The organism is Halorubrum trapanicum (genome assembly GCF_002355655.1).
Taxonomy (GTDB): Archaea; Halobacteriota; Halobacteria; order Halobacteriales; family Haloferacaceae; genus Halorubrum; species Halorubrum trapanicum_A.
Genome location: NZ_AP017569.1, coordinates 2,594,834 through 2,613,747, shown reverse-complemented (window position 1 = coordinate 2,613,747; position 18,914 = coordinate 2,594,834). Strand labels below are relative to the sequence as shown.

Below are 18,914 nucleotides of genomic sequence, written 5' to 3'. Positions count from 1 at the left end.
TCCTCCCGGCTGGGGCTTTGGAGGTGGTGTCCGTCGATCGGTAGACACCGACGGACAGCCGAGTGGCTGGGGCTTTGGAGGCGTTCACCCCCGACCCACGGTCAGTCATTTATAAGCGACCGGCTGAGGCTTCGGAAGTGATTCTCTCGAAGACGTACTGAATACGGCGCGCGCATCGGTCACTACTAAGTTAACTAGAATCCCGGCGGAGCTGCCAGCCGGAAAGGAGGATCACCACCACCGAGCAGATGATGACAAGTGCCGCGAGAGTTCCTCCATCACCGGTAATCACGAGATAGGCCGGTCTCGACCCCGCGAGACACGCCGCGACGATGGTGAGCCACTGTCTGGTTTCATCGTCCATTCTTGGGTGTAATAGCTCCCGGCAGGGGAATAAATGCGATCGCGATCGAACGGTGAACTCACCGCGGAAGCGCCGTTACTTATAAACGACCAGCGGAAACCGACGATTCAACTTATAAATCCGCGTCGAGCCCGAACGCTCAACTCCCGGCCCGACGAACCCCGAGCCATGCGCACCCCGCTCGCTGCCGTCGCGCTCGTGGCGCTCGGCGTCCTCCTGATGGCGAACCCCCTGTTCCTCCCCGTCTCGGTCGGCGAGCCCGACCCCGCCTACACGCACACGGTTCAGCCCGTGGGCGAGGGGTCGGTGGCCGGTATCGAGTCGCCGGTTCCCGACACCGCGAACGACTCGAACGCCTCGGACGCGGTCGTCGCGTACGCCGACCTCGCGCCCGACGCCCGCGCGGCGTTCGATCGGGCTCGCGACGCGCCCGAGGGCGGGTTCGGCGTCGAGGACCCGGCCGAGCGCGTCGACTCGCTGTCGTACCCGACGGACCCGACGCCCGGCGACGGGCTGCTGATCGTCGAGCGCGAGGGCGAGCGGTACGAGTTCTGGACCCGAACCGTCGAGCGCGAGCCGGGCGCCGTCGTCGCGCAGCGCGTCTTCCTCCAGCCGGTCGCGTTCCTCGTCGGGTTCCTCGCGGTCGTCGCCGGTGCCGCGGTCGCGCTCCGAGGGCGGCTCGGTGAGGAGTGACGGGAAGGCCGGCCCGGATCCCGCCTCACTGCCGCGGCGTCGACGCCGGCTGGCCGACGGGCTTCGGCGCGTCGCCGGCCTCGATCGCCCGGCGGGTCGACTCGCCGATCTCGACGAGGTGACAGAGGGGGTTCCCGGGGTAGACCACCGGGTTCTCCAGGAGGCCGATCAGGAGGCCGGTGAAGGGGGCCTCGATGCCGACCGCGTCCTCCTTGAACGGGTTGGTGATCGTCGCGATGCGCTCGCCCTCGCGGACGAGCGAGCCGCTCTCGAAGTGGGTGTCGACGATGCCGCCGGAGTCGGCGCGCAGCCACGTCTTCTCGCCCGCGCCGGCGACGATGGTGCGCCAGCCGGGCCAGCGCACCGTGTCGGTCCCCAAGAGCTCGTACTCCGCGAAGACCGAGCGGACGCCCGCGAGCGCGTCGTCGATCAGCGGGCGCTGGAACCGGTGGGCCTCGCCCATCTCGATCGTGATCGTGGGGATGCCGTCGTCGGTCGCCTCGCCGCGGAGGGTGCCGCTCGGCCCGTCGCTGTCGATGATCACCTTCGAGCCGAACGCCATCGCGAGCCGGTGGACCGCCTCGTCGGTCATGTCCGCGCGGACGTGGAGCATGTTCGTCCGGCCGCGGGTGGAGGTGTGGAAGTCGAGCCCGAAGTCACAGGGCGCGATGAAGTTCTCGTAGATCCGGTGGGCCATCCGCTTCGAGCTGGTCGAGCCTTGCTTCCCCGGGAACGACCGGTTCAGGTCGCGGTCGTAGACGGGGAGGTACCGCTGTTGGGCGAGGAAGCCGGGGACGTTGAGGACGGGGAGACAGACCAGCGTGCCCGCCAGCTCCGAGAGGTCCCACTCGTGGGCGACCTCGCGGACGACCTCGATCCCGTTGAGCTCGTCGCCGTGGGCCGCGGCGGTGAGGAAGGCGGTGGGGCCGTCGCGCTCGCCGTTGACGATTGTGACCGGGATCCGCACCGGGTCGCCGAGGTACGTCTCGCTGATCCCGTAGCGGATGTTCTGGGTGTCGCCGGGCGGTACCGCCCCGCCGTTGTACGTGAACGCCCGGTCGTCGCTCATGTCAGGGGGGAGCGCTGCGGGGGGTTTATATATGACGACCCGACCGTCGGGCCGCGGCCCCGCGTCAGCGGTCCCACCGGTCGGTCCATTCCGCTCGGGACTCGTGTTCGGCGGCCCGCGCCGCGACCGCCGCCCGGTCGAGCCGCCCGTCCTCCGTTAGCACTCCGGCCAGCAGGTCGCCGGGGACCCGCTCGAAGATCGGGTTCTCGACCGCGATGGCGCGATCGCCGTCGTACACCGCCGAGGGGTCGCCCGACTCGCGGACGACTTCGTCCGCCGTCGCGACCTTGTCCGCGGCCGCGACCGCGTACGCTGGGACGCCCGCATCGGCCGCCGCCAGCGCGATCGGATACGAGCCGACCTTGTTTGCGACGCCGCCGCTCGGCAGTATCCGGTCGGCACCGAGCAGGACGCAGCCGACGTCGCCCTCGCGGACGAGCCCGGGGAGAGCGGCGTCGGTCGCGAGCGTCGCGTCGACGCCGGCGGCGGCGAACCGCTCCGCCGCGTCCACCCCCTCGCGGCCCGGGCGCGACTCTCCGACGACAACCGGCCGGTCGACGCGGCGCAGCGTCGCCGCGACGGTTCCGGACCGCGACAGCGTCGCCGCCGGACCGGCCGTCTCCGCGACCGCGGCCGCCGCCCGCTCCGCCGCCAGCCGGTCCGCGTCGAGCGCGGCGTCGAGCCCCGCGAGGGCGCGGTCGTGGACCGCCTCCGGCGTGCGGTCCGCCCCACTCATTACCCGGTCGATCCGGTGTCGGACGACGATCATGCTCGGGCGTGCGCCGCGGAGCTCCCGAGCGGTCTCCGCGACCCGGTCGACGCCGCCGTCGAGCGCGCCGAACGCGACCGCGCCGGCGCGGTCGCGCAGCGCTCCCAGCGCCCTGACGGAGAGCCACGCCGCGCCGTGGGTCCGGTCGGTCCGGAGCAGGTCGGTGTCGGGCCCGACACGGCGGTAGCTCTCCCACAGCCCGGGTGCCGTCGTGTGCCGGAGGAACGCCGTCGGCGGCAGCCACTCGCCCGCGGCGGTCGGGGGATCGCCCGGGGTGTCGTCGGCCATGCCGCCGGCCGCGACCTCGAACAGGAAGGGAGAGAGGGTCCGGTCGGTTCCCCCGACTGAGACGGACAGTGATTCCCCGCGGCGGACGAGTTGGGACTCCCCTCGGGGTGTCGCGTCGCGGACCACACGGCGCGCGCTCTCGGCGGGGTCGCTCTCCCCTGCGAGTACGTCCCCCACGAGGACTTCGAGCGGTTCGCTCCCATCCTCGGTCGCGCCGCGGGAGGCGGGACAGAACACCCTCCCGCGGCGTCTGAGGAAGACCCTGACTGCGTCGGTCACGGGACGGGGTTCGGCGGACGCGGAGTTAACCGTGATCCTCCGTGGTTCCGCTCGACCGCCTCCCGGGTCGGAACCCGTCGCTCGCGGCCTCGACGGCCCTCGCTCGCTCGCCGTGTCGAACCGATCGGCGCGCCTTTTAGCTCGGCCCACGCAGGGACGCGTATGAGTACGGACTCGGTTCGGGTGGGAGTGCTGTCGCTGCACAACAGCAAGGAGACGAAGGCGATCTGCAACGCGGTCGAGGACCTCGGCCACGAGCCCGTGTGGCTCCGGGAGGAGAACGCCGCGGTCAGCGTCGAGGACGGCGACGTCTCCGTCGAGCCGCCGGTCGACGTGATCGCGAACCGCCTCCTGTTGTCGAACACCGACCAGCCCGCGGAGCTTTTGGGACTGGCGACGACGTTCGAGCGGATCCGGCCGATGCTGAACGAGCCGGACGCGGTGCTCGCGTCGATCCACAAGTTCGCGACGGCCGCGACGCTCGCGGACTGGAACATCCGCGTGCCCGACGCGCTGCTGGCGCTGTCGAACGACCGTCTCAACGAGGGCCGCGAGCGGTTCGGCGACGTGGGCGTGTACAAGACCGCGATCGGCACCCACGGCGGCGGGACGTGGAAGGTCGACCTCACCGAGCGCGTGAACCCGAAGGTCGGGAACCGGCAGGCGTTCCTCCAGCGGCTGATCGACCGCGACGACGAGAAGCACCGCGACCTGCGGGTGTACGTCGTCGGCGACGAGATCGTCGGCTCGATGTACCGCTACGCGCCGGAGGGCGACTGGCGCACCAACGTCGCGCTCGGCGGCGCGGTCGAGGACGCGACCGACGACATGCCGCAGGAGGCCGCCGATACCGCCCTCTACGCGGCCGAGGTGATGGGGCTCGACTACGCCGGCGTCGACCTCGTCGAGGGGTACGACGGCTGGTACGTGCTGGAGGTGAACCCGACCGCCGGCTTCAAGGGCCTCTTCGAGGCGACCGGCACGAGCCCCGCCCCGCACATCGCGCGGCTCGCGATCGAGACGGTCGGCGGCGAGGTGGACGACGAGGCGGTCGAGCGCGTCGCCGCGACCCTCGACGACTCGCGGCCCTCCTGCGCGCCGGCGCCGAAGCCGAGCTCGACCGAGCAGCCCGACATCGGCTACATCGAGGAGGTCGTCGTCACCGGCACCTCCGGCTCGACGCAGGCGCTCGCGAAGTCGGACACGGGCGCGACCCGGACGAGCATCGACACCCAGCTCGCCGCCGAGATCGGCGCCGGCCCGATCAAGAGCATGACGCGCGTGAAGTCGGGCAGCGTGAAGGGCGGGAAGGCCCGCCCCGTCGTCGACCTCGTGATCGGCATCGGCGGCAACCAGCACACCGTCACCGCGAGCGTCGAGGACCGCGGACACATGGAGTACCCCCTCCTCCTCGGCCGCGACATCCTCACCGACTACCGGGTCGACGTGCGCCGGCGCGCCGACGAAGACGAGGCGGAGCGCGACGAGGCGGGCGAGATTCTCGAAGAAGAGGAGTAAGGGGAGACGAAGCCAGCGGTTCCAGAACACTTGCGGTGGCGCGTGCCTCCGAGCGCCCGGAGGGCGCGAGGAGCACGCGCGAGGGAGTCGGCCGACCGAAGGAAGGCCGACGAGGCTGGGGAGGCGTGAGGTGCGGTGCCGTGCGGGGCGGGGTAGGGTGGGAATCGAAGGGGCAGCCGCGAGGACGAAGCACGGCGACGTAAGCACCGCAGGAACGAGCGAAGCGAGTGACGAGGAGCGTAGCGAGCCGCGCGAGTCCTCGCGGCTGGGGCTTCGGTGGTGTTCGTGTCGCTCAGTTATTTATAAGAACCACTGTCCTATCGCCGAGCGGCTGGGGCTTCGGCGGTGTTCGCCGTTGATCAGTTGGCTTTGGTCAACAACCCCACCCTACTTCGCTCACCCTGACGGGTTCGCTCGTTGAGGGAGGGGCTTGTCCGTGAACTCAGCCTCAAACCCGTCCGGGTGGGCGGTGAATCCGCCACTTGGCGTCACTGTTCCAGACTTGAGGGCGAGTTGACTGTCGCCCGTCCGCCGAGACGACTGTTGGCCTCGACGGACATACCGCATCCCGATGTTCTTCGCCGCATTGTAGTCCGCGTTCGCTTCCGATTCGCACTTCACGCACCGGAACTCCGTGCGAGTTCGGCGATTCTCGTCTGCCGTGAATCCACACTCGGCGCACCGTTGCGACGTGTACGCCGAACCCACTTGCTTCACAGAGATGCCGACTGCTTCGGCTTTGTACGCCACTTGCTCGTACAGCGTTCGGAACGCCCACTTGTGCCCCCACGACGCACCCGTTCGGTCGCGGATGTCAGTCAAGTCCTCGAACGCGATCACGTCGCACTCGTATCGGAGTGCTTCGTCTACGATGGCGTTCGATGCTTGGTGAACAACGTCACGAACGTTTCGCCGTTCGCGTCCACTTGATTGTTCGAGCGTTCTGTGGGCGCTTCGCGTGCCTGTCTGTTGGAGTCCCGCACGGACTTTCTCGAACTCGCGGAGGTTGTGTGAGAGTTCGCGCCCACTGATGAATCGTGCTGTGCTGGTGACGGCGAGGTTTTCAATACCGAGGTCGACCCCGAGAACCGTTCCGTCCTCGGCGGTGTCTCGCTCGGTGTCGGTTTTGGGTCGGCGGAAGCCGATGTGTAAAAAGTAATCGCCGTCACGAGCGGTGAGTGTGCTTTCCGTGACGCTCCAGTGGTCGGAGTCGAGGTACTGCCGTTGGTAGCCATCCTCGGCTTCAGGGAGCGCAAGTTCACATCGGACGCGACTCTCCGTCGTGGAGAGTGACACTGTATCGTCATCGAACAGCGTCATCGTTCGAGTGTCGTATGTCACCGTGGGTGCGGTGAACGTGGGTTTACTGGCCTGCTTGCCGTTCGAGCGGCGTTCGAGACAGCCGGTGATGGCTTGTGCGGCTTGGTGGGTGGCGAGGATCGCGTGCTGACTCCCGAGGTCGGTTTCTTCGCGCACGTCGTCGTAAGCGAGGGGTTGTACGTCGCTCTTGGCGTTACACTTCCCCCACGCCATGTCCGTGGCGAGTTGGCACCCACGCTTCCACTCGGAGATGGTTTCCTCAAGCAACTCGCGTTGCTCATCGTCTACCGAGAGACGAGTGATTGCCGTCCGACGCACGTAGTCGTCTGCCACAGTTTCAATGTGTGTGAGCGGCTATTTATAAGATGGTGTTTGTTACAGATACGAACGCGCTCCTCCCCTCCCTACTCGCTCCCTTCGGTCGCTCCTTGAGGAAGGGGACTCCGCGCTACCGCTTCAGTTAAAATCCTCGGAAACGGAGATATTGAATTGGGTTCTGGGCAGTACAGACGATACACTGACGGAGCGTTTTGTTCAAATGCCGAGGCTATCTTTGATTGCCGAGTCGATTGTTACCATGTCTGATGACGGGACAGATCCAATGTTCTTTTTCACACGTTCGTCGATGGCGATGACCCGAATTTGACTGAGATCTGCTACTGAATCGTGATCGAGGGCAGTATCCGAAGCCAGTACTTCCACCTCGAACGGGTACGTGTCTCCAGATGTGTACCGCGTTGTGAATGGAGCGATGATGGTTGTCGGTGAGTACTGATTCCCAACATCGTTCTGGATGACAACACAGGGCCGGCTCTTTCCTTGCTGCTCACTCCCTTTCGTGGGATTCAGTTCGACGATGACAATGTCGCCGCGGCGTACCTGCACACTTGGCTCCAAAATTCACTCGCTCCAGCCGGGTGCATCACCGAGATGCCCGGTTGCTTCTGCGGATGCTTCTTCCATTTCTTCGGTCAACTCACGAGACCGTCCGGCTCTCTTTCGATATCCTTCAGCAAGCCGTTCCTCATCTGGCGGCGGTTTGAGTATGATCTCGTCATTCACTTCGACGAATTCAACTTCGTCACCGCCTTCGATGCCACGACGGTCCCGCAGTTCCTTCGGAATCGTCACTTGCCCCCGATCTCCAACTTTCCGTTTGTGTTCTGGCATACTCATTCATACTTTTTTCATACTGATATAGATGTCGGTGGCATACCCATTCAATTCGCACCCTTCATTGACCAGCCGTTTCATCTGAGTATCTGTCTGAAGAATAGGATTTCAACAGAGCCGATCAGTTGTTTATAAATATCACCGTCGTCCGGCTGAACGACTGGCACTTGGACAACGTTCACGGGCGATCCACACCCAACCGATCAGGACTCGTACTCTGCCCAGATGTACCGCGTGCCGTAGCTCCGGTAGGGGCGCCACGTCTCGCCGATCTCGCGCATCTCGACGCGCGACAGCTCCGCGCCGTCGTTGTAGGCCTGCTCGATCCCCTTCCGCACCGCGAGGTCGCCGAGGGGAAGCACGTCCTCGCGGCCGAGCGCGAAGATGAGGTACATCCGCGCGGTCCACTCGCCCACCCCACGAATCTCGGTGAGCCGGTCGACGACCGCCTCGTCGCTCACGCCCGCCAGCCCTTCCCGGGTGAAGTCGCGCTCGTCGTCGCGGAACGCGGCCGCGACGTTGCGCAGGTACTCGACCTTCGTACCGCTGAGGCCGGCCTCGCGCAACGCGTCCTCGTCGGCCGCGAGGACGCGGTCGGGCGTCGGGTCGCCGCCGAGCACGTCCACGAACCGCTCGCGGATCGCGTTCGCGGAGGCGGTCGAGAGCTGCTGGTTGACGATCGAGGTACAGAGCCGGCCGAACTCGTCGGCCGCGGGCGCGACGTCGAGCGGGCCGTGCCGGTCGATCAGCGCCGCCATCGTCGGGTCCTCGCGGAGCGCTGCCGCGACGTGGTCGTCCATATCGAGGGGTGGGGCCGCACGCGGGAGTACGGTTCGGTTCGCGGGCTCCGCGGTTCGGTTCGCGGGCTCCCCGCCGTCCGAATAAACTTACGGTGCGTTTCGCGTTTGGAAGATGAAAACGTTCAACCATGACGGTTCCGACCCTCAGGTATGCAGCTCGAAGACGTCCAGCGCGTGACGGTGCTCGGCGCCGGAAACATGGGGCACGGCATCGCGGAGGTGGCGGCGCTCGCCGGCTACGACGTGTCGCTCCGCGACATCAACGACGAGCTCGTCCAGGAGGGGTACGACCAGATCGAGTGGTCGCTCGGCAAGCTCGCCGAGAAGGACCGGATCGGCGACGACGAGGCCGACGCCGCGCTCAACCGCGTCGAGGCGTTCGTCGACCTCGAAGCGGCGCTCGACGGCGCCGACGTCGTCGTCGAGGTCGTCCCCGAGAAGATGGCGATCAAGAAGGACGTGTACGACGAGGTCGTCGAGCACGCGCCCGAGGAGGCCGTCTTCGTCACCAACACCTCCAGCCTCTCCATCACCGAGCTCTCCGAGGTCACCGACCGCCCCGAGCGCTTCTGCGGCATGCACTTCTTCAACCCGCCGGTGCGGATGGACCTCGTCGAGGTCATCTCCGGGAAACACACGAGCGAGGACACCCTCGAACTGATCGAGGGGCTCGCGGAGTCGATGGGGAAGACCCCCGTCCGCGTCCGGAAGGACAGCCCGGGCTTCATCGTCAACCGCATCCTCGTCCCGCTGATGAACGAGGCGGCGTGGATCGTCGAGTCCGGCGACGCGACGATGGAGGCGGTCGACTCCACGACGAAGTTCGACATGGGCCTCCCGATGGGCTCGTTCGAGCTCGCCGACCAGGTCGGCATCGACGTGGGGTACCACGTGTTGGAGTACATGCACGAGGTCCTCGGCGACGCCTACCGCCCCTGCCCGCTGCTCGGCGAGAAGGTCGAGGCGGAGGAGCTCGGCAAGAAGACCGGGAAGGGGTTCTACGACTACGAGGACGGCGAGGGCGCCCAGATCCCGACCGACGCGGTCGACGAGGACGTCCGCCGCCGCCTGCTCGCGGTGATGGCCAACGAGACGGCCGGCCTCATCGGCAACGACGTGGCCGACGCCGAGGACATCGACGAGGCGGTCAAGCTCGGCGCGGGCTTCCCCGACGGCCCGGCAAAGCTCGCGGACGAGGAGGGGCTCGACGCGCTCGTCGAGACGCTCGACGCCCTCGCCGAGGAGACCGGCGAGGCGCGCTACGAGGCGACCGACTACCTGCGCGAGGCCGCCGAAGCCGGCGGATTCCGCGGCGGCGCGGGTGGCGGGAGCGGCGACGCGGGTGACGCCGAGGGCGGCGCCGACTACGAGGTGCTGAACGTCGCGGTCGAAGACCGGGTCGGGCACGTCGAGATCGACCGCCCGCACCGGATGAACACGATCAGCGGCGAGGTGCTCGACGAGCTCGCCGAGGCGATCGACCGGCTCGACGCCGACGACGAGGTCCGGGCGATCCTGCTGTCCGGCGCCGGCGACCGCGCGTTCTCCGCGGGCGCGGACGTCCAGAGCATGGCCGCGGGCGGCGCCGACCCGATCCACGCCGTCGAGCTCTCCCGGCAGGGCCAGCAGACGTTCGGCAAGCTCGAGGCGTCGGACAAGCCCGTGGTCGCCGCCATCGACGGCTACTGCCTCGGCGGCGGGATGGAGCTGGCGACCGCGGCCGACATGCGGATCGCCTCCGAGCGCTCCGAGCTGGGCCAGCCCGAGCTCGACCTCGGCCTGCTGCCGGGGTGGGGCGGCACCCAGCGGCTCGCCCGGATCGTCGGCGAGGGCCGCGCGAAGGAGATCATCCTCACCGCCGACCGCTACGACGCCGAGACGATGGCCGACTACGACTTCGTCAACGAGGTCGTCCCGGACGACGAGCTCGACGAGCGGGCGCGCGAGCTGGCCGAGCAGCTGGCCGGCGGCCCGCCGATCGCCCAGAAGTACACGAAGCGCGCGATCCACTCCGGCCGGACGGACAACGAGGCCGGATTAGAGGTGGAGGCGATGGGCTTCGGCCACGTGATGAACACCGACGACCTCATGGAGGGGGTCACGGCGTTCATGGGCGACGGCGAGCCCGAGTTCGAAGGGAAGTAAGAGGCGAGTGGGTCGGCTGTGGTGGCGAGGGCGACCACCTCGACGACCGTTTATTTATAAGTGATTGATCGCGGAGTTTGAGGAAACACTGTCGAAGCCCCAGCCGATCGCTTATAAATTGTTGCCGGTGAACGGTGTCTAACGTCATCAACTCCCCAGCCGCTCCGATGGACGACGGTTAGCTTTTAAATCACTGATCGACACGACCGCCGCCGAAGCCCCAGGCGGGAGGCGGGCGCACACTCGCTGTGGTCCTCACTCGGTCGCTTCACTCCCTCGTTGCGGTCCTTGCGTCGTCTGCGCCCGCCTCCCGCCTGCCCCTTCGAGTCCCGCCCCGCACCGCCCCGCCCCGCACCGCCCCGCACAGCACCTCACGCCTCCCCAGCCTCGTCGCGGCCGCTTTTAAGCGGCCGCGACTCCCTCACGCGGGCTAGCTCGCGGCCGCCGAGGGCGGCCGCTCGCAGGCGCGCGCCAACCGCAAAGCGGTGGGATTCGGGCCCCGACCCGCGGTTCGGTCACCGTCTAATATTTAAAAAGGTGCGGTCGTCGCCGTCGGGCGCCGGCAGTCGATCGGGTCGAGCCTCAGACGTACCCTTCCTCGACGAGCAGCTCGCCGTTGAGCAGGGAGGCGCCGGCCGCGCCGCGGATCGTGTTGTGCGCGAGGCAGTTGTACTTCGCGCCGGCGTCCGTCGACTGGACGCCGCCGGCGACGATCCCCATCCCGTCCGCGTACGTGCGGTCGAGGCGGGGCTGCGGGCGCTCGGGCTCGTCGTCGCCGAACACCTTGATCAGCTGGTCCGGCGAGCTCGGGAGGTCGCCGGCGCCCTCGAACGAGCGCATCGCCTCGCGGAGCTCCTCGGGCGAGGGGTCCGCGGCGAACTCGGCGAACACGTTCTCCAGGTGGCCGTCGAGCGTGGGGATCCGGTTACAGGAGGCGGCCACGTCGGCGCCGTGGAGCGCGACCTCGGCGCCGTCGAACTCGCCGAGCAGCTTGCGCGACTCCGTCTCCATCTTCTCCTCCTCGCCGCCGATGTGCGGGATGGCGTTGTCGATGATCTCCATCGAGGTGACGCCGGAGTAGCCGGCGCCGGAGACGGCCTGGAGCGTCGAGACGCGGACGCTTTCGAGGCCGAACTCGTCGATGGCGGCGAGCGTCGGCACCATCGTGATCGTCGAGCAGTTGGGGTTCTTCACGAGGGCGCCGTCCCAGCCCCGCTCGTCGCGCTGGACCTCGATCAAATCGAGGTGGTCCGGGTTGATCTCCGGGATCGTGAGCGGCACGTCCGCCGCCATGCGGTCGTTCGAGGAGTTCGAGGAGACGACGTAGCCCTCCTCCAGGAACGCCGGCTCGACCTCGGCCGCGACGCCCGAGGGCAGCGAGGAGAACAGGAGGTCGACGTCGTCGTCCGCGATGCCCGCTGGCGTCGTCTCCGCGACCTCCATCTCGGCGACGTCGTCCGGGATGGGCGTGTCGACGCGCCACTTCGCCGCCTCGCGGTACGTCTCGCCCGCGCTCTCCGAGCTCGCCGTGACCGCGGCGAGGTCGAACGTCGGGTGGTCGTCGAGCAACTGGATGAATCGCTGGCCCACGGCGCCCGTCGCGCCGAGGATGCCGACTCGGACTGACATTGCGCGTGGGTCGGTGACAGGGACGTAAGTGCGTTCGGATAGGCGTCGATACCGCCGGTCGCTCCGCGTCGCCGGCGAACCGGAGCCGGTCGCGGGGCCTTGCCACCGGGAACAGGACCGTTAAACGCCTCGGGACGGTACGTTCCGGTGCGCGCCATTAGTCCCCGCCCGAGTACTCCCCGATGGGAGCGATGACAGCGCGGAGAACCCAGGCGCGTGACACCGGTCGCAGACGCGACCCGCCCGTCGCCGCGCAGGCGACCGCCCGCCACGAGGGTTTCCCGGTCGACGCGGCACGCCGCCGGAGATGAGACCGGTCGTTAGTGTCGCGGGCGACATTCCGACGACTCCGAGAGCGACCGCGATCGACTACTCCGAGTCGCGCAACACCAGCGGCCCGATCGCGAGCGTCCGCTTCGCGAGGGTGAGCACGCGAAGCAGGTAGGAGACGAACAGCGAGAACGGGAGGAGCGTGACCGCGAACGCGCCCCCGACGACGAGCGTCACGTGGTCGACGCCGAGGGTGCTTCCCGGAACCGTGCCGGCGTCGACGGCGGTGAGGGCGAGGCCCGCGACGACCAGCGCGGGCACCGCGGCGTATAAGATTAGGCGCGAGAGGTCGATCAGCGCCCACTGGAAGTACAGCGTCTTGACGTGCTCGCGGGCGGGCCCGAACAGCGACAGCGCCTCTTTCAGCTCCCCGAGGGTACTCCGCTCGTCGTCGGTGAGTTCATCGTCGTGATCGGCCGCGAGCCGCTCGATCCGGCCGATTTTCGGACCGTAGTCGAAGTTGAGTGCGGCGAACACGACGTCGAAGGAGCCGAACTCGGCGCCGTCGAGCTGCCCGCGCACGGCGTCGGCGTTCCCCGTGACCTCGGCGGCGAGGTCGTCGACCTCCTCCCGGAGTGCGGCCCGGTCCGATCCGTCGCCGTCGCCCTCCTGATCGGACACCGAGTCGCGGAGACCCCGGGCGCGCTCCGCCGCGGCGCCGAGGACCGCGTCGAGGAATGCGGCCGGGTCCGTGGGGGCCGGCGTACCGGTCAGGTCCGCGACCGACTCCCGGACCGCGAGCGTGTCGTTCATGCGCTCCTGCTGGTCGCCGAGCGGGCCGTTCTCCTGCGTGAGCACGAGCTGTCCGATCGTGACGACGAGGGTCGCTCCGGTGACGATCGCCGTGATCATCGACGCGAACAGCGTCTCGATCGGATCGCTCGACCCGACCTTCTCCGCGAGGGACGGCGAGAGGCCGACCGCGACGGCGACGAACGCGACGAAGACGGCGGCCGTCAGGACCCCCGCGACGACGAGCCGGTCCGCGCGCAACAGCAGCCAGAGCTTCACGCGGCTCTCGCCGGCGCGCTCGCGCATCGTGTCGGCGGTGTCCGTGTCGCTCTCCGCGTCGGGGCCGTCGGGGGCGTCGGAAGCGCTCGACGCCGGCTCCGAGTCCCCGCTCATCGCGCCTCGACGCGGACCGAGAGGTCGTCGACGTAGTGCGTCGCGTCCGCCTCCCAGACCACGGCCGTGCCGACGGCGCCAGTCCCGGCGCTCTTCGGGAGCGATCCGGATCGAGTCGTCGTCTCGCAGCTCTCCATTACTCGCGACACGACTCGCGAGCACCATATAAGTATCCGGATGCGACGAGGCCGTCCGGGGCGCGGCAGTCGCGCTCGCGGACCTCTGCCTGACGGTCGCCGCTGTCGCGCCTCGCCGCTGGAAGGCGGCGCAAGTCACAACCCGTTGCTCGCCGAACCGAGGGTATGTCGACAGCCGCCGGCACCGGCGTCACCCTCGTTCGCAACGCCACGGTCCTCGCGACCGTGGACGAGACGGCCTTCCTCGTCGATCCCCTGTTCGCGCCGCAGGGCTCGATGCCCGCGATCGACGACACCCCCAACGACCGGAACAACCCGCTCGTCCCGATGCCCGACGTCGATCTCGCGCACGACGCGGTGATCGTCACCCACCGCCACCCCGACCACTTCGACGACGCGGCGAAAGCGGAGCTCGACGCGGACGTGCCCCTGTTCTGCCAGCCCGCAGAGGCGGACGCGTTCGTCGAAGACGGGTTCACCGACGTGCGACCGGTCGAGGATTCGGCGTCGTTCGACGGTGTCACGCTCCACCGGACGCCCGGCCGTCACGGACACGGCGAACTGGCCGAGCGGATGGGACCCGTCTCCGGATTCGCCTTCGAGGGCGAGGAGACGCTGTACCTCGCGGGCGACACGGTCTGGTACGAGCCCGTCGCGGAGACGCTGGACCGTTTCGACCCCGACGCGGTCGTCCTCAACGGCGGCGCGGCGCGGTTCAACGAGGGCGAACCGATCACGATGGGGGTCGACGACGTGACCGCCGTACGCGAGGCCACGGACGCCGCCGTCGCCGTGGTCCACATGGAGGCGATCAACCACTGCCTGCTCTCGCGCGAGGAGCTCCGATCGGAGACGGAGAACGTGCTGGTCCCGGAGGACGGCGAGCGGATCCTATGAGAGCATTCAGTAGCCGCAGTCGGTTCCGCGTCCGGACCGGTGATCGACGGTGACGCAGCCGCAGCCGGGAGAGCAGCTGGTCGGGGCGTACCTCCGCGTCATCGAGGAGTGCGACCTCGTGACGTACAACCAGCGTTCCATGGAGCGTGGCGACCAGACGGAGCTCGACGTGCTGGGCGTCAAGTCGACGCCCGGGGGACGGCGGATCTTCGCCTGCGAGGTCGTCACGCACCTCGACGGCCAGCTGTACTCCGGGACGCCCTCGACGGACGAGTGGGCCGCGTACGGCAACGCGAGCTACCAGTACAGCTTAGAGCGGATCTCCGAGAAGTTCGACCGCGTCGTCGGCTACCTCGACGTCGTGTTCGACGACCTCTCGCTCGCCGAGATCCAGCTGTGGTCGCCGTACGTCAGCGAGGGGTATCAGACCGAGGGGCTCGCCGAGGTCGTCGAACGCACCGAGCGCGACCACGAGCCCGCCGTCAGACTCGTGATTAACGACGACTACACCGACCGGATCGAGGAACTCCGCGACGCCGCGGACGCGTCGTCGAAGGACTACAGCGAGACGGGGTTCCGGTACCTACAGATCCTCGAAGGGCTGCGGTAGCGCCCGCAGCCGGCGCGGCCCTAGGCTCGCGGTGTCGCTCACCGCGAGAAGGTCCGGGTGCGGGAATCGAACCCGCGTCTCGGCCTCTACAAGGCCTTGCCGACCCCCACTACCGGGTTTATGCGCCAAAGCCGGTCCTCGAAAAAGCCGAATTCTGGCCGCTCACGGGGGGACTGGCCACCCCCCGCTTCGTGAACCCGGCCCGCGTCTTGAGAGACCGTATCTAAATACGGGACCCAACGCAATGCCATCCTGTCTACTGACCTCGCTGACGGGCTCTTTTCGCCTGATTGTTACGTTCCAAGACCACTTGAGAGCGCGATGGAGGCAGCCGCACCGAGGAACAGAGTCGGACAGACGACTGCGAACGGAAGCGCGGGTCCGGCGGTTCCATCGATCGATATTGAACCCTCCAATAGAAGAGTTCCTGAAACCGGGGTTAGCTGGATATAGGCGCTAAGCCCCCACCCTCGAAGGGTGTCAAGGTTAGAGCGCAGCATTGTGGAGAGCGGCGAAAGCTGTGAGCCATTATCTGGTGGAGCTGGCGGTGCTGTGGAAGGGAAATCGGTGGTAGAAACGTCTGGTTCGGTATTTGAAGATCCCGAACCACGCTTCGATGAGTGACCGATTTCCCCACGTTTCACGCTCGTATTCGCAGTCTAAGAGTTCAAGCGGCCAGTCGTACCACGGGCCGCGGTCGGCCCGCACCAGCGGGCGACCGCGGCATCGTTCGAGAACGTCCCTCAAAAACAGGAGCGCATCGAGACTCGATCGGCCGGGAGAGACCTCGACGGCAAGCACTTCGAGCGTGTCACAATCGACTGCCGCCCACACGTAGTGCTCGTCGCCGTCGATCTCGATTTTCGTCTCATCGACGGCGACTTCTTGGCGAGCCCGGCAGTCGGGCTCGAAGAGATGCTTGAGCCGATGAAACCACTGTCTGATCGCCTCATACGAGCGATCAACGAACGGTTCGATTCGCCGGTAGGAGAGGCCAGCATGGTACAAAAACGCCGCGAGGACACGCCGCTCCGTCGGCGTGTCCTCACGGGAAAATACTTCCTGCTGGCGAGCCTTCTCAACCATGCGGTCGAGCATTGCTCAACACCCAACTTACCCTTGCTCGGCCGCTTCCTTCACGCTAAGGTTGACACCCTCGGAAGCAGGAAGCCCTATCCTCAAGGAGCGAACGGCGTCAGCCGTGAGCGAGTAGGGTAGGGTAGTTCACACAACCTTCTATGCTCGATGGACGATTGCGACGTCACAGTCAACCTCTTGAATGCGTTTGAATGTCGGCATGGACACGACTCGTGATAGAACGCTTCGATCAGTGCTCGCCCCGACAACTGCTAGATCGTACGAGGATGCGTTCCGGTCGAGGAACGCTTCGGCAGACGCGACGCTGATGCGAGTCTCGATACCCGTCGAAAATTGTTCGACGAGATTCTCAAGCATAATCTCCGCTGTCCGACGCTCCTGTTGGTGTGAAATACAAGTGCACGCACTTATGGTCCCGTCAGGGGGGAGGAGTCGAACCGCGAAGTCAAGCATCGCGTTGGCGGGTTCTCCTGACGTGCGGGCCATTACAAGAATGCGCCGCCACTCCGTTCGTCCGTTCGACGAGCGCAACACGATCGAGTCCGTGTTACCTTTCAAGATCGTTCTGACGAACGAACTGGGGCCTCCGTCTTCGGTTTCGTACGGACAGACGATCAGATCACAGTTCTCCTCTTCAGCCGTCGTGAGAACGGTTTCTCCAGCTGAGTTTCCCTCCGCGGCGATCACGAACTCACACGATACATCGACGGTTGATTCGACCAGATTTTTGAGTCCTTCGAGCCGCTGTAGTTGCTGTTCAGTCACCAACTCTTCAGCTGCGCGGGTTACGCCTTCATCCGGCGGTTCTTCAGGAGCCTCGGGAACAGTCCCCTGTTGAGTAGCCGCCACTATCGTTTCGGTTTCCTCGATGACCTCCTCACTGACTGTTCTCAGGAGAACGACCTTGCTGGCGTCGTGGGCGGCCGCGAGACGTGCGGCAAAGAGGGCGAGTGACTCGGACGTCTCGCCACGGACAGGTACCAGAATCTGATCGTCACCGTGGGTGGACGTGTACAGATAGCGGGCACGTTCGTGATAGAAGTGCTGCCGCCAGAGTACGAAGGCGCCGGCGATGAGTAGACTCGCTCCGATGATTCCAGTGACGTACGCCAGCCGGTCGGAGCCGGTGACGAGGACGAGAAGCGCCGTCGAAAACGCCGTCGGTTCTTCGAGTGAGAGGGCCCACGTGACGATACCGGTGAGAAAAATACCGAACGCAGCCACGCCAGCCTGTACCTGAAACTGTTCAGGCGGAGTCTGGTACCAGAACCGCGTTCCGATTTCGAGCGCGAACCATCCGCTGAGCGCCCCGGCGGTCATCCCACCGACGAACGTCGTTGGCGAGGAGTACGGTCCATCAGGGTCAGCAAACAGCGTATATGTGCCCGACGCCAGCGGCGGGTAAACGAGGAAGGACACGATCGGTGAGACGTTCGCTATCCACGTGATGGCTCCGATGAGAAGCGGTACGATAACCACGACAGAGAAGTGAAGCAGATTTTCCGTGTCCTCGAGCCACCGACGGATCTCGTGAACCTCACGTCGTTCAATTCGCAGGAGTCGATTGCGAATCGAGTGATAATGACGTCGGAGCTGATCGCGCATACGTGAGTCTTGACACGCTGGCTGATTTGAGTGTCGGCTTAACACCCGAACGAGCCAGCCAAGTATCCAAGCCCGAGTACGGCCGGGAACGCGGATAGATTCTCTGTTGTCGGCTTCATCTCACCCGTAAACGGAGGAATTCGCCTCGCTACCGTTGTAATCGAAAGCTGCGATTACTCCAGCCGATGAGGTGTTCTCGGTGGTCAGTCAACTGATATTGTGACAGCTTCGGACGGGTTGGGAACCACCCGGAGACCCGCCTTTTTGACTTGAAACAGATGGTTCTCGTTGTGTTGAGAACCGGTGAAAACGCAACACGGCTCCGCCGTGTAGGTCCGGGTGCGAGAATCGAACCCGCGTCTCAGCCTCCACAAGGCTGAAGGATAGTCCACTACCCTAACCCGGACACGCGTCGCAAAGTACCCCGCTTCGATAAATAACGGTTACGACTCCCGGACGGGCGTGCGACCGAGTGGCGCCCGACGCGGAGCGCCCGGGAGAGACGCCGCTCGCTTCTCCGATCACCGCGTCGCTTTTGAGGGCCGCGGGCGTATCGGAGCGTAACTGTGGCCTTTACCGACAAGATCTACGTGAAGAACCACCGGCAGCTCTCCTCCCAGCTGGAGGCGAACATCCCGAAGGGGGCGTTCGCCGGCGCCACCCTCGACCTGCTGTTCACCGGCGACGGCCTCTCGAAGCTCGACGAGACGACCCGCGACCGCGTCCTCGACTTCGCCGAGGACTTCCTCGACTGCGACTGCGACTCGAACCCCTACTGCGGCCATCCCGAGGAGAAGTTCATGCGCTACGTCCTCGAGCTGCGCGCCGAGGGGCTCGGCCCGCAAGCCATCGTCGACGTGATGACCGACGACTACATGGTGTACGCGTACACGGGCGACGTGCTCTCCTTCCTCGACGACGCGGTGCGGAACCTCGAGGCCGTCGAGACGCTCGCGGACGTCGACGGCGACGAGGAGATGTCGGAGCGGGCGCGAAAGGCGAAGCGGGAACTGTCGGGATAGCGTCCGGAACGGAGTCGGCCCGCCGACGCCGCCCCCGCTCGCA

The 18,914-nt window shown here is 66.6% G+C and carries 18 protein-coding genes and 1 tRNA gene; 6 read left to right on the top strand and 13 right to left on the bottom strand.

Going from position 1 to position 18,914, the window contains the following annotated elements; translation table 11 throughout:
• Positions 1-190: 190 nt before the first annotated feature.
• Positions 191-364: a hypothetical protein gene (locus CPZ01_RS15105; protein ID WP_157745990.1), complete on the bottom strand. Its 174-nt coding sequence runs from the start codon at positions 362-364 to the stop codon at positions 191-193.
• A 168-nt stretch (positions 365-532) separates the two neighbouring features.
• On the opposite strand from CPZ01_RS15105, the gene CPZ01_RS12740 reads away from it, so the two are divergent.
• A complete protein-coding gene (locus CPZ01_RS12740; RefSeq protein WP_096395648.1) occupies positions 533-1,057 on the top strand; it encodes a hypothetical protein in 525 nt (174 codons plus the stop codon).
• Positions 1,058-1,082: 25 nt separating this feature from the next.
• Here CPZ01_RS12740 and CPZ01_RS12735 read toward each other — a convergent pair whose 3' ends face one another.
• Positions 1,083-2,126 (bottom strand): succinylglutamate desuccinylase/aspartoacylase family protein, encoded by a 1,044-nt coding sequence (locus CPZ01_RS12735; protein WP_096395646.1) that lies wholly within the window; start codon positions 2,124-2,126, stop codon positions 1,083-1,085.
• 64 nt (positions 2,127-2,190) lie between these two features.
• Positions 2,191-3,462: an eIF2B alpha/beta/delta subunit family protein gene (locus tag CPZ01_RS12730; RefSeq protein ID WP_096395644.1), complete on the bottom strand. Its 1,272-nt coding sequence runs from the start codon at positions 3,460-3,462 to the stop codon at positions 2,191-2,193.
• A 162-nt stretch (positions 3,463-3,624) separates the two neighbouring features.
• Between CPZ01_RS12730 and CPZ01_RS12725 the strand changes: the two genes are divergently transcribed.
• Positions 3,625-4,980, top strand: a complete 1,356-nt coding sequence (locus CPZ01_RS12725) for a putative ATP-dependent zinc protease (RefSeq protein WP_172863968.1) — start codon at positions 3,625-3,627, stop codon at positions 4,978-4,980.
• Positions 4,981-5,376: 396 nt separating this feature from the next.
• On the opposite strand, the gene CPZ01_RS12720 is transcribed toward CPZ01_RS12725, so the two are convergent.
• The 4 genes from CPZ01_RS12720 to CPZ01_RS12705 form a co-directional block, all read right to left on the bottom strand.
• The gene (locus CPZ01_RS12720; protein ID WP_096395642.1) at positions 5,377-6,633 is read right to left on the bottom strand and encodes an RNA-guided endonuclease InsQ/TnpB family protein; all 1,257 of its coding nucleotides are present in this window, start codon (positions 6,631-6,633) and stop codon (positions 5,377-5,379) included.
• Between the two features lie 201 nt (positions 6,634-6,834).
• A complete protein-coding gene (locus CPZ01_RS12715) occupies positions 6,835-7,185 on the bottom strand; it encodes a type II toxin-antitoxin system PemK/MazF family toxin (protein WP_096395639.1) in 351 nt (116 codons plus the stop codon).
• A 15-nt stretch (positions 7,186-7,200) separates the two neighbouring features.
• Entirely contained in the window at positions 7,201-7,470 is a 270-nt protein-coding gene (locus tag CPZ01_RS12710; RefSeq protein WP_096395637.1) for an AbrB/MazE/SpoVT family DNA-binding domain-containing protein, read from the bottom strand.
• Positions 7,471-7,676: 206 nt separating this feature from the next.
• Positions 7,677-8,273, bottom strand: coding sequence for a DNA-3-methyladenine glycosylase family protein (locus CPZ01_RS12705; RefSeq protein WP_096395635.1), 597 nt, complete (start codon positions 8,271-8,273; stop codon positions 7,677-7,679).
• Between the two features lie 150 nt (positions 8,274-8,423).
• Here CPZ01_RS12705 and CPZ01_RS12700 point away from each other — a divergent pair, with 150 nt between their 5' ends.
• Positions 8,424-10,418: a 3-hydroxyacyl-CoA dehydrogenase/enoyl-CoA hydratase family protein gene (locus tag CPZ01_RS12700; protein WP_096395632.1), complete on the top strand. Its 1,995-nt coding sequence runs from the start codon at positions 8,424-8,426 to the stop codon at positions 10,416-10,418.
• Between the two features lie 582 nt (positions 10,419-11,000).
• Here the strand turns inward: CPZ01_RS12700 and asd are convergent.
• The 3 genes from asd to CPZ01_RS15100 all read right to left on the bottom strand — a co-directional run bounded on the left by asd (position 11,001) and on the right by CPZ01_RS15100 (position 13,639).
• The gene (gene asd, locus CPZ01_RS12695) at positions 11,001-12,047 is read right to left on the bottom strand and encodes an aspartate-semialdehyde dehydrogenase (RefSeq protein WP_096395630.1); all 1,047 of its coding nucleotides are present in this window, start codon (positions 12,045-12,047) and stop codon (positions 11,001-11,003) included.
• A 369-nt stretch (positions 12,048-12,416) separates the two neighbouring features.
• Positions 12,417-13,502, bottom strand: a complete 1,086-nt coding sequence (locus CPZ01_RS12690; protein WP_096395628.1) for a hypothetical protein — start codon at positions 13,500-13,502, stop codon at positions 12,417-12,419.
• Positions 13,499-13,639, bottom strand: a complete 141-nt coding sequence (locus tag CPZ01_RS15100; RefSeq protein WP_157745988.1) for a hypothetical protein — start codon at positions 13,637-13,639, stop codon at positions 13,499-13,501. Before CPZ01_RS15100 ends, CPZ01_RS12690 begins: the two co-directional genes overlap by 4 nt.
• 165 nt (positions 13,640-13,804) lie before the next feature.
• On the opposite strand from CPZ01_RS15100, the gene CPZ01_RS12685 reads away from it, so the two are divergent.
• Both CPZ01_RS12685 and CPZ01_RS12680 read left to right on the top strand, forming a co-directional pair.
• The gene (locus CPZ01_RS12685) at positions 13,805-14,536 is read left to right on the top strand and encodes an MBL fold metallo-hydrolase (protein WP_096395626.1); all 732 of its coding nucleotides are present in this window, start codon (positions 13,805-13,807) and stop codon (positions 14,534-14,536) included.
• Positions 14,537-14,585: 49 nt separating this feature from the next.
• A complete protein-coding gene (locus tag CPZ01_RS12680) occupies positions 14,586-15,146 on the top strand; it encodes a hypothetical protein (protein WP_096395624.1) in 561 nt (186 codons plus the stop codon).
• Between the two features lie 528 nt (positions 15,147-15,674).
• Here CPZ01_RS12680 and CPZ01_RS12675 read toward each other — a convergent pair.
• From CPZ01_RS12675 to CPZ01_RS12665, 3 genes are all read right to left on the bottom strand, one after another.
• Complete coding sequence (locus CPZ01_RS12675) at positions 15,675-16,244, bottom strand: DDE-type integrase/transposase/recombinase (protein WP_096395622.1); 570 nt, start codon at positions 16,242-16,244, stop codon at positions 15,675-15,677.
• A 138-nt stretch (positions 16,245-16,382) separates the two neighbouring features.
• A complete protein-coding gene (locus tag CPZ01_RS12670) occupies positions 16,383-17,849 on the bottom strand; it encodes an HPP family protein (protein ID WP_096395620.1) in 1,467 nt (488 codons plus the stop codon).
• 333 nt (positions 17,850-18,182) lie between these two features.
• Positions 18,183-18,255 (bottom strand) — tRNA-His (locus CPZ01_RS12665).
• A 160-nt stretch (positions 18,256-18,415) separates the two neighbouring features.
• Between CPZ01_RS12665 and CPZ01_RS12660 the strand changes: the two genes are divergently transcribed.
• The gene (locus CPZ01_RS12660) at positions 18,416-18,871 is read left to right on the top strand and encodes a DUF5814 domain-containing protein (protein ID WP_096395618.1); all 456 of its coding nucleotides are present in this window, start codon (positions 18,416-18,418) and stop codon (positions 18,869-18,871) included.
• Positions 18,872-18,914 lie beyond the last annotated feature (43 nt).

Bases quoted from the DNA above. Each gene is read 5' to 3' on its own strand.
- CPZ01_RS15105 (WP_157745990.1), bottom strand. From the start codon at position 364: ATGGACGATGAAACCAGACAGTGGCTCACCATCGTCGCGGCGTGTCTC.
- CPZ01_RS12740 (WP_096395648.1), top strand. From the start codon at position 533: ATGCGCACCCCGCTCGCTGCCGTCGCGCTCGTGGCGCTCGGCGTCCTC.
- CPZ01_RS12735 (WP_096395646.1), bottom strand. From the start codon at position 2,126: ATGAGCGACGACCGGGCGTTCACGTACAACGGCGGGGCGGTACCGCCC.
- CPZ01_RS12725 (WP_172863968.1), top strand. From the start codon at position 3,625: ATGAGTACGGACTCGGTTCGGGTGGGAGTGCTGTCGCTGCACAACAGC.
- CPZ01_RS12710 (WP_096395637.1), bottom strand. From the start codon at position 7,470: ATGCCAGAACACAAACGGAAAGTTGGAGATCGGGGGCAAGTGACGATT.
- CPZ01_RS12705 (WP_096395635.1), bottom strand. From the start codon at position 8,273: ATGGACGACCACGTCGCGGCAGCGCTCCGCGAGGACCCGACGATGGCG.
- CPZ01_RS12700 (WP_096395632.1), top strand. From the start codon at position 8,424: ATGCAGCTCGAAGACGTCCAGCGCGTGACGGTGCTCGGCGCCGGAAAC.
- asd (WP_096395630.1), bottom strand. From the start codon at position 12,047: ATGTCAGTCCGAGTCGGCATCCTCGGCGCGACGGGCGCCGTGGGCCAG.
- CPZ01_RS12690 (WP_096395628.1), bottom strand. From the start codon at position 13,502: ATGAGCGGGGACTCGGAGCCGGCGTCGAGCGCTTCCGACGCCCCCGAC.
- CPZ01_RS15100 (WP_157745988.1), bottom strand. From the start codon at position 13,639: ATGGAGAGCTGCGAGACGACGACTCGATCCGGATCGCTCCCGAAGAGC.
- CPZ01_RS12685 (WP_096395626.1), top strand. From the start codon at position 13,805: ATGTCGACAGCCGCCGGCACCGGCGTCACCCTCGTTCGCAACGCCACG.
- CPZ01_RS12675 (WP_096395622.1), bottom strand. From the start codon at position 16,244: ATGCTCGACCGCATGGTTGAGAAGGCTCGCCAGCAGGAAGTATTTTCC.
- CPZ01_RS12670 (WP_096395620.1), bottom strand. From the start codon at position 17,849: ATGCGCGATCAGCTCCGACGTCATTATCACTCGATTCGCAATCGACTC.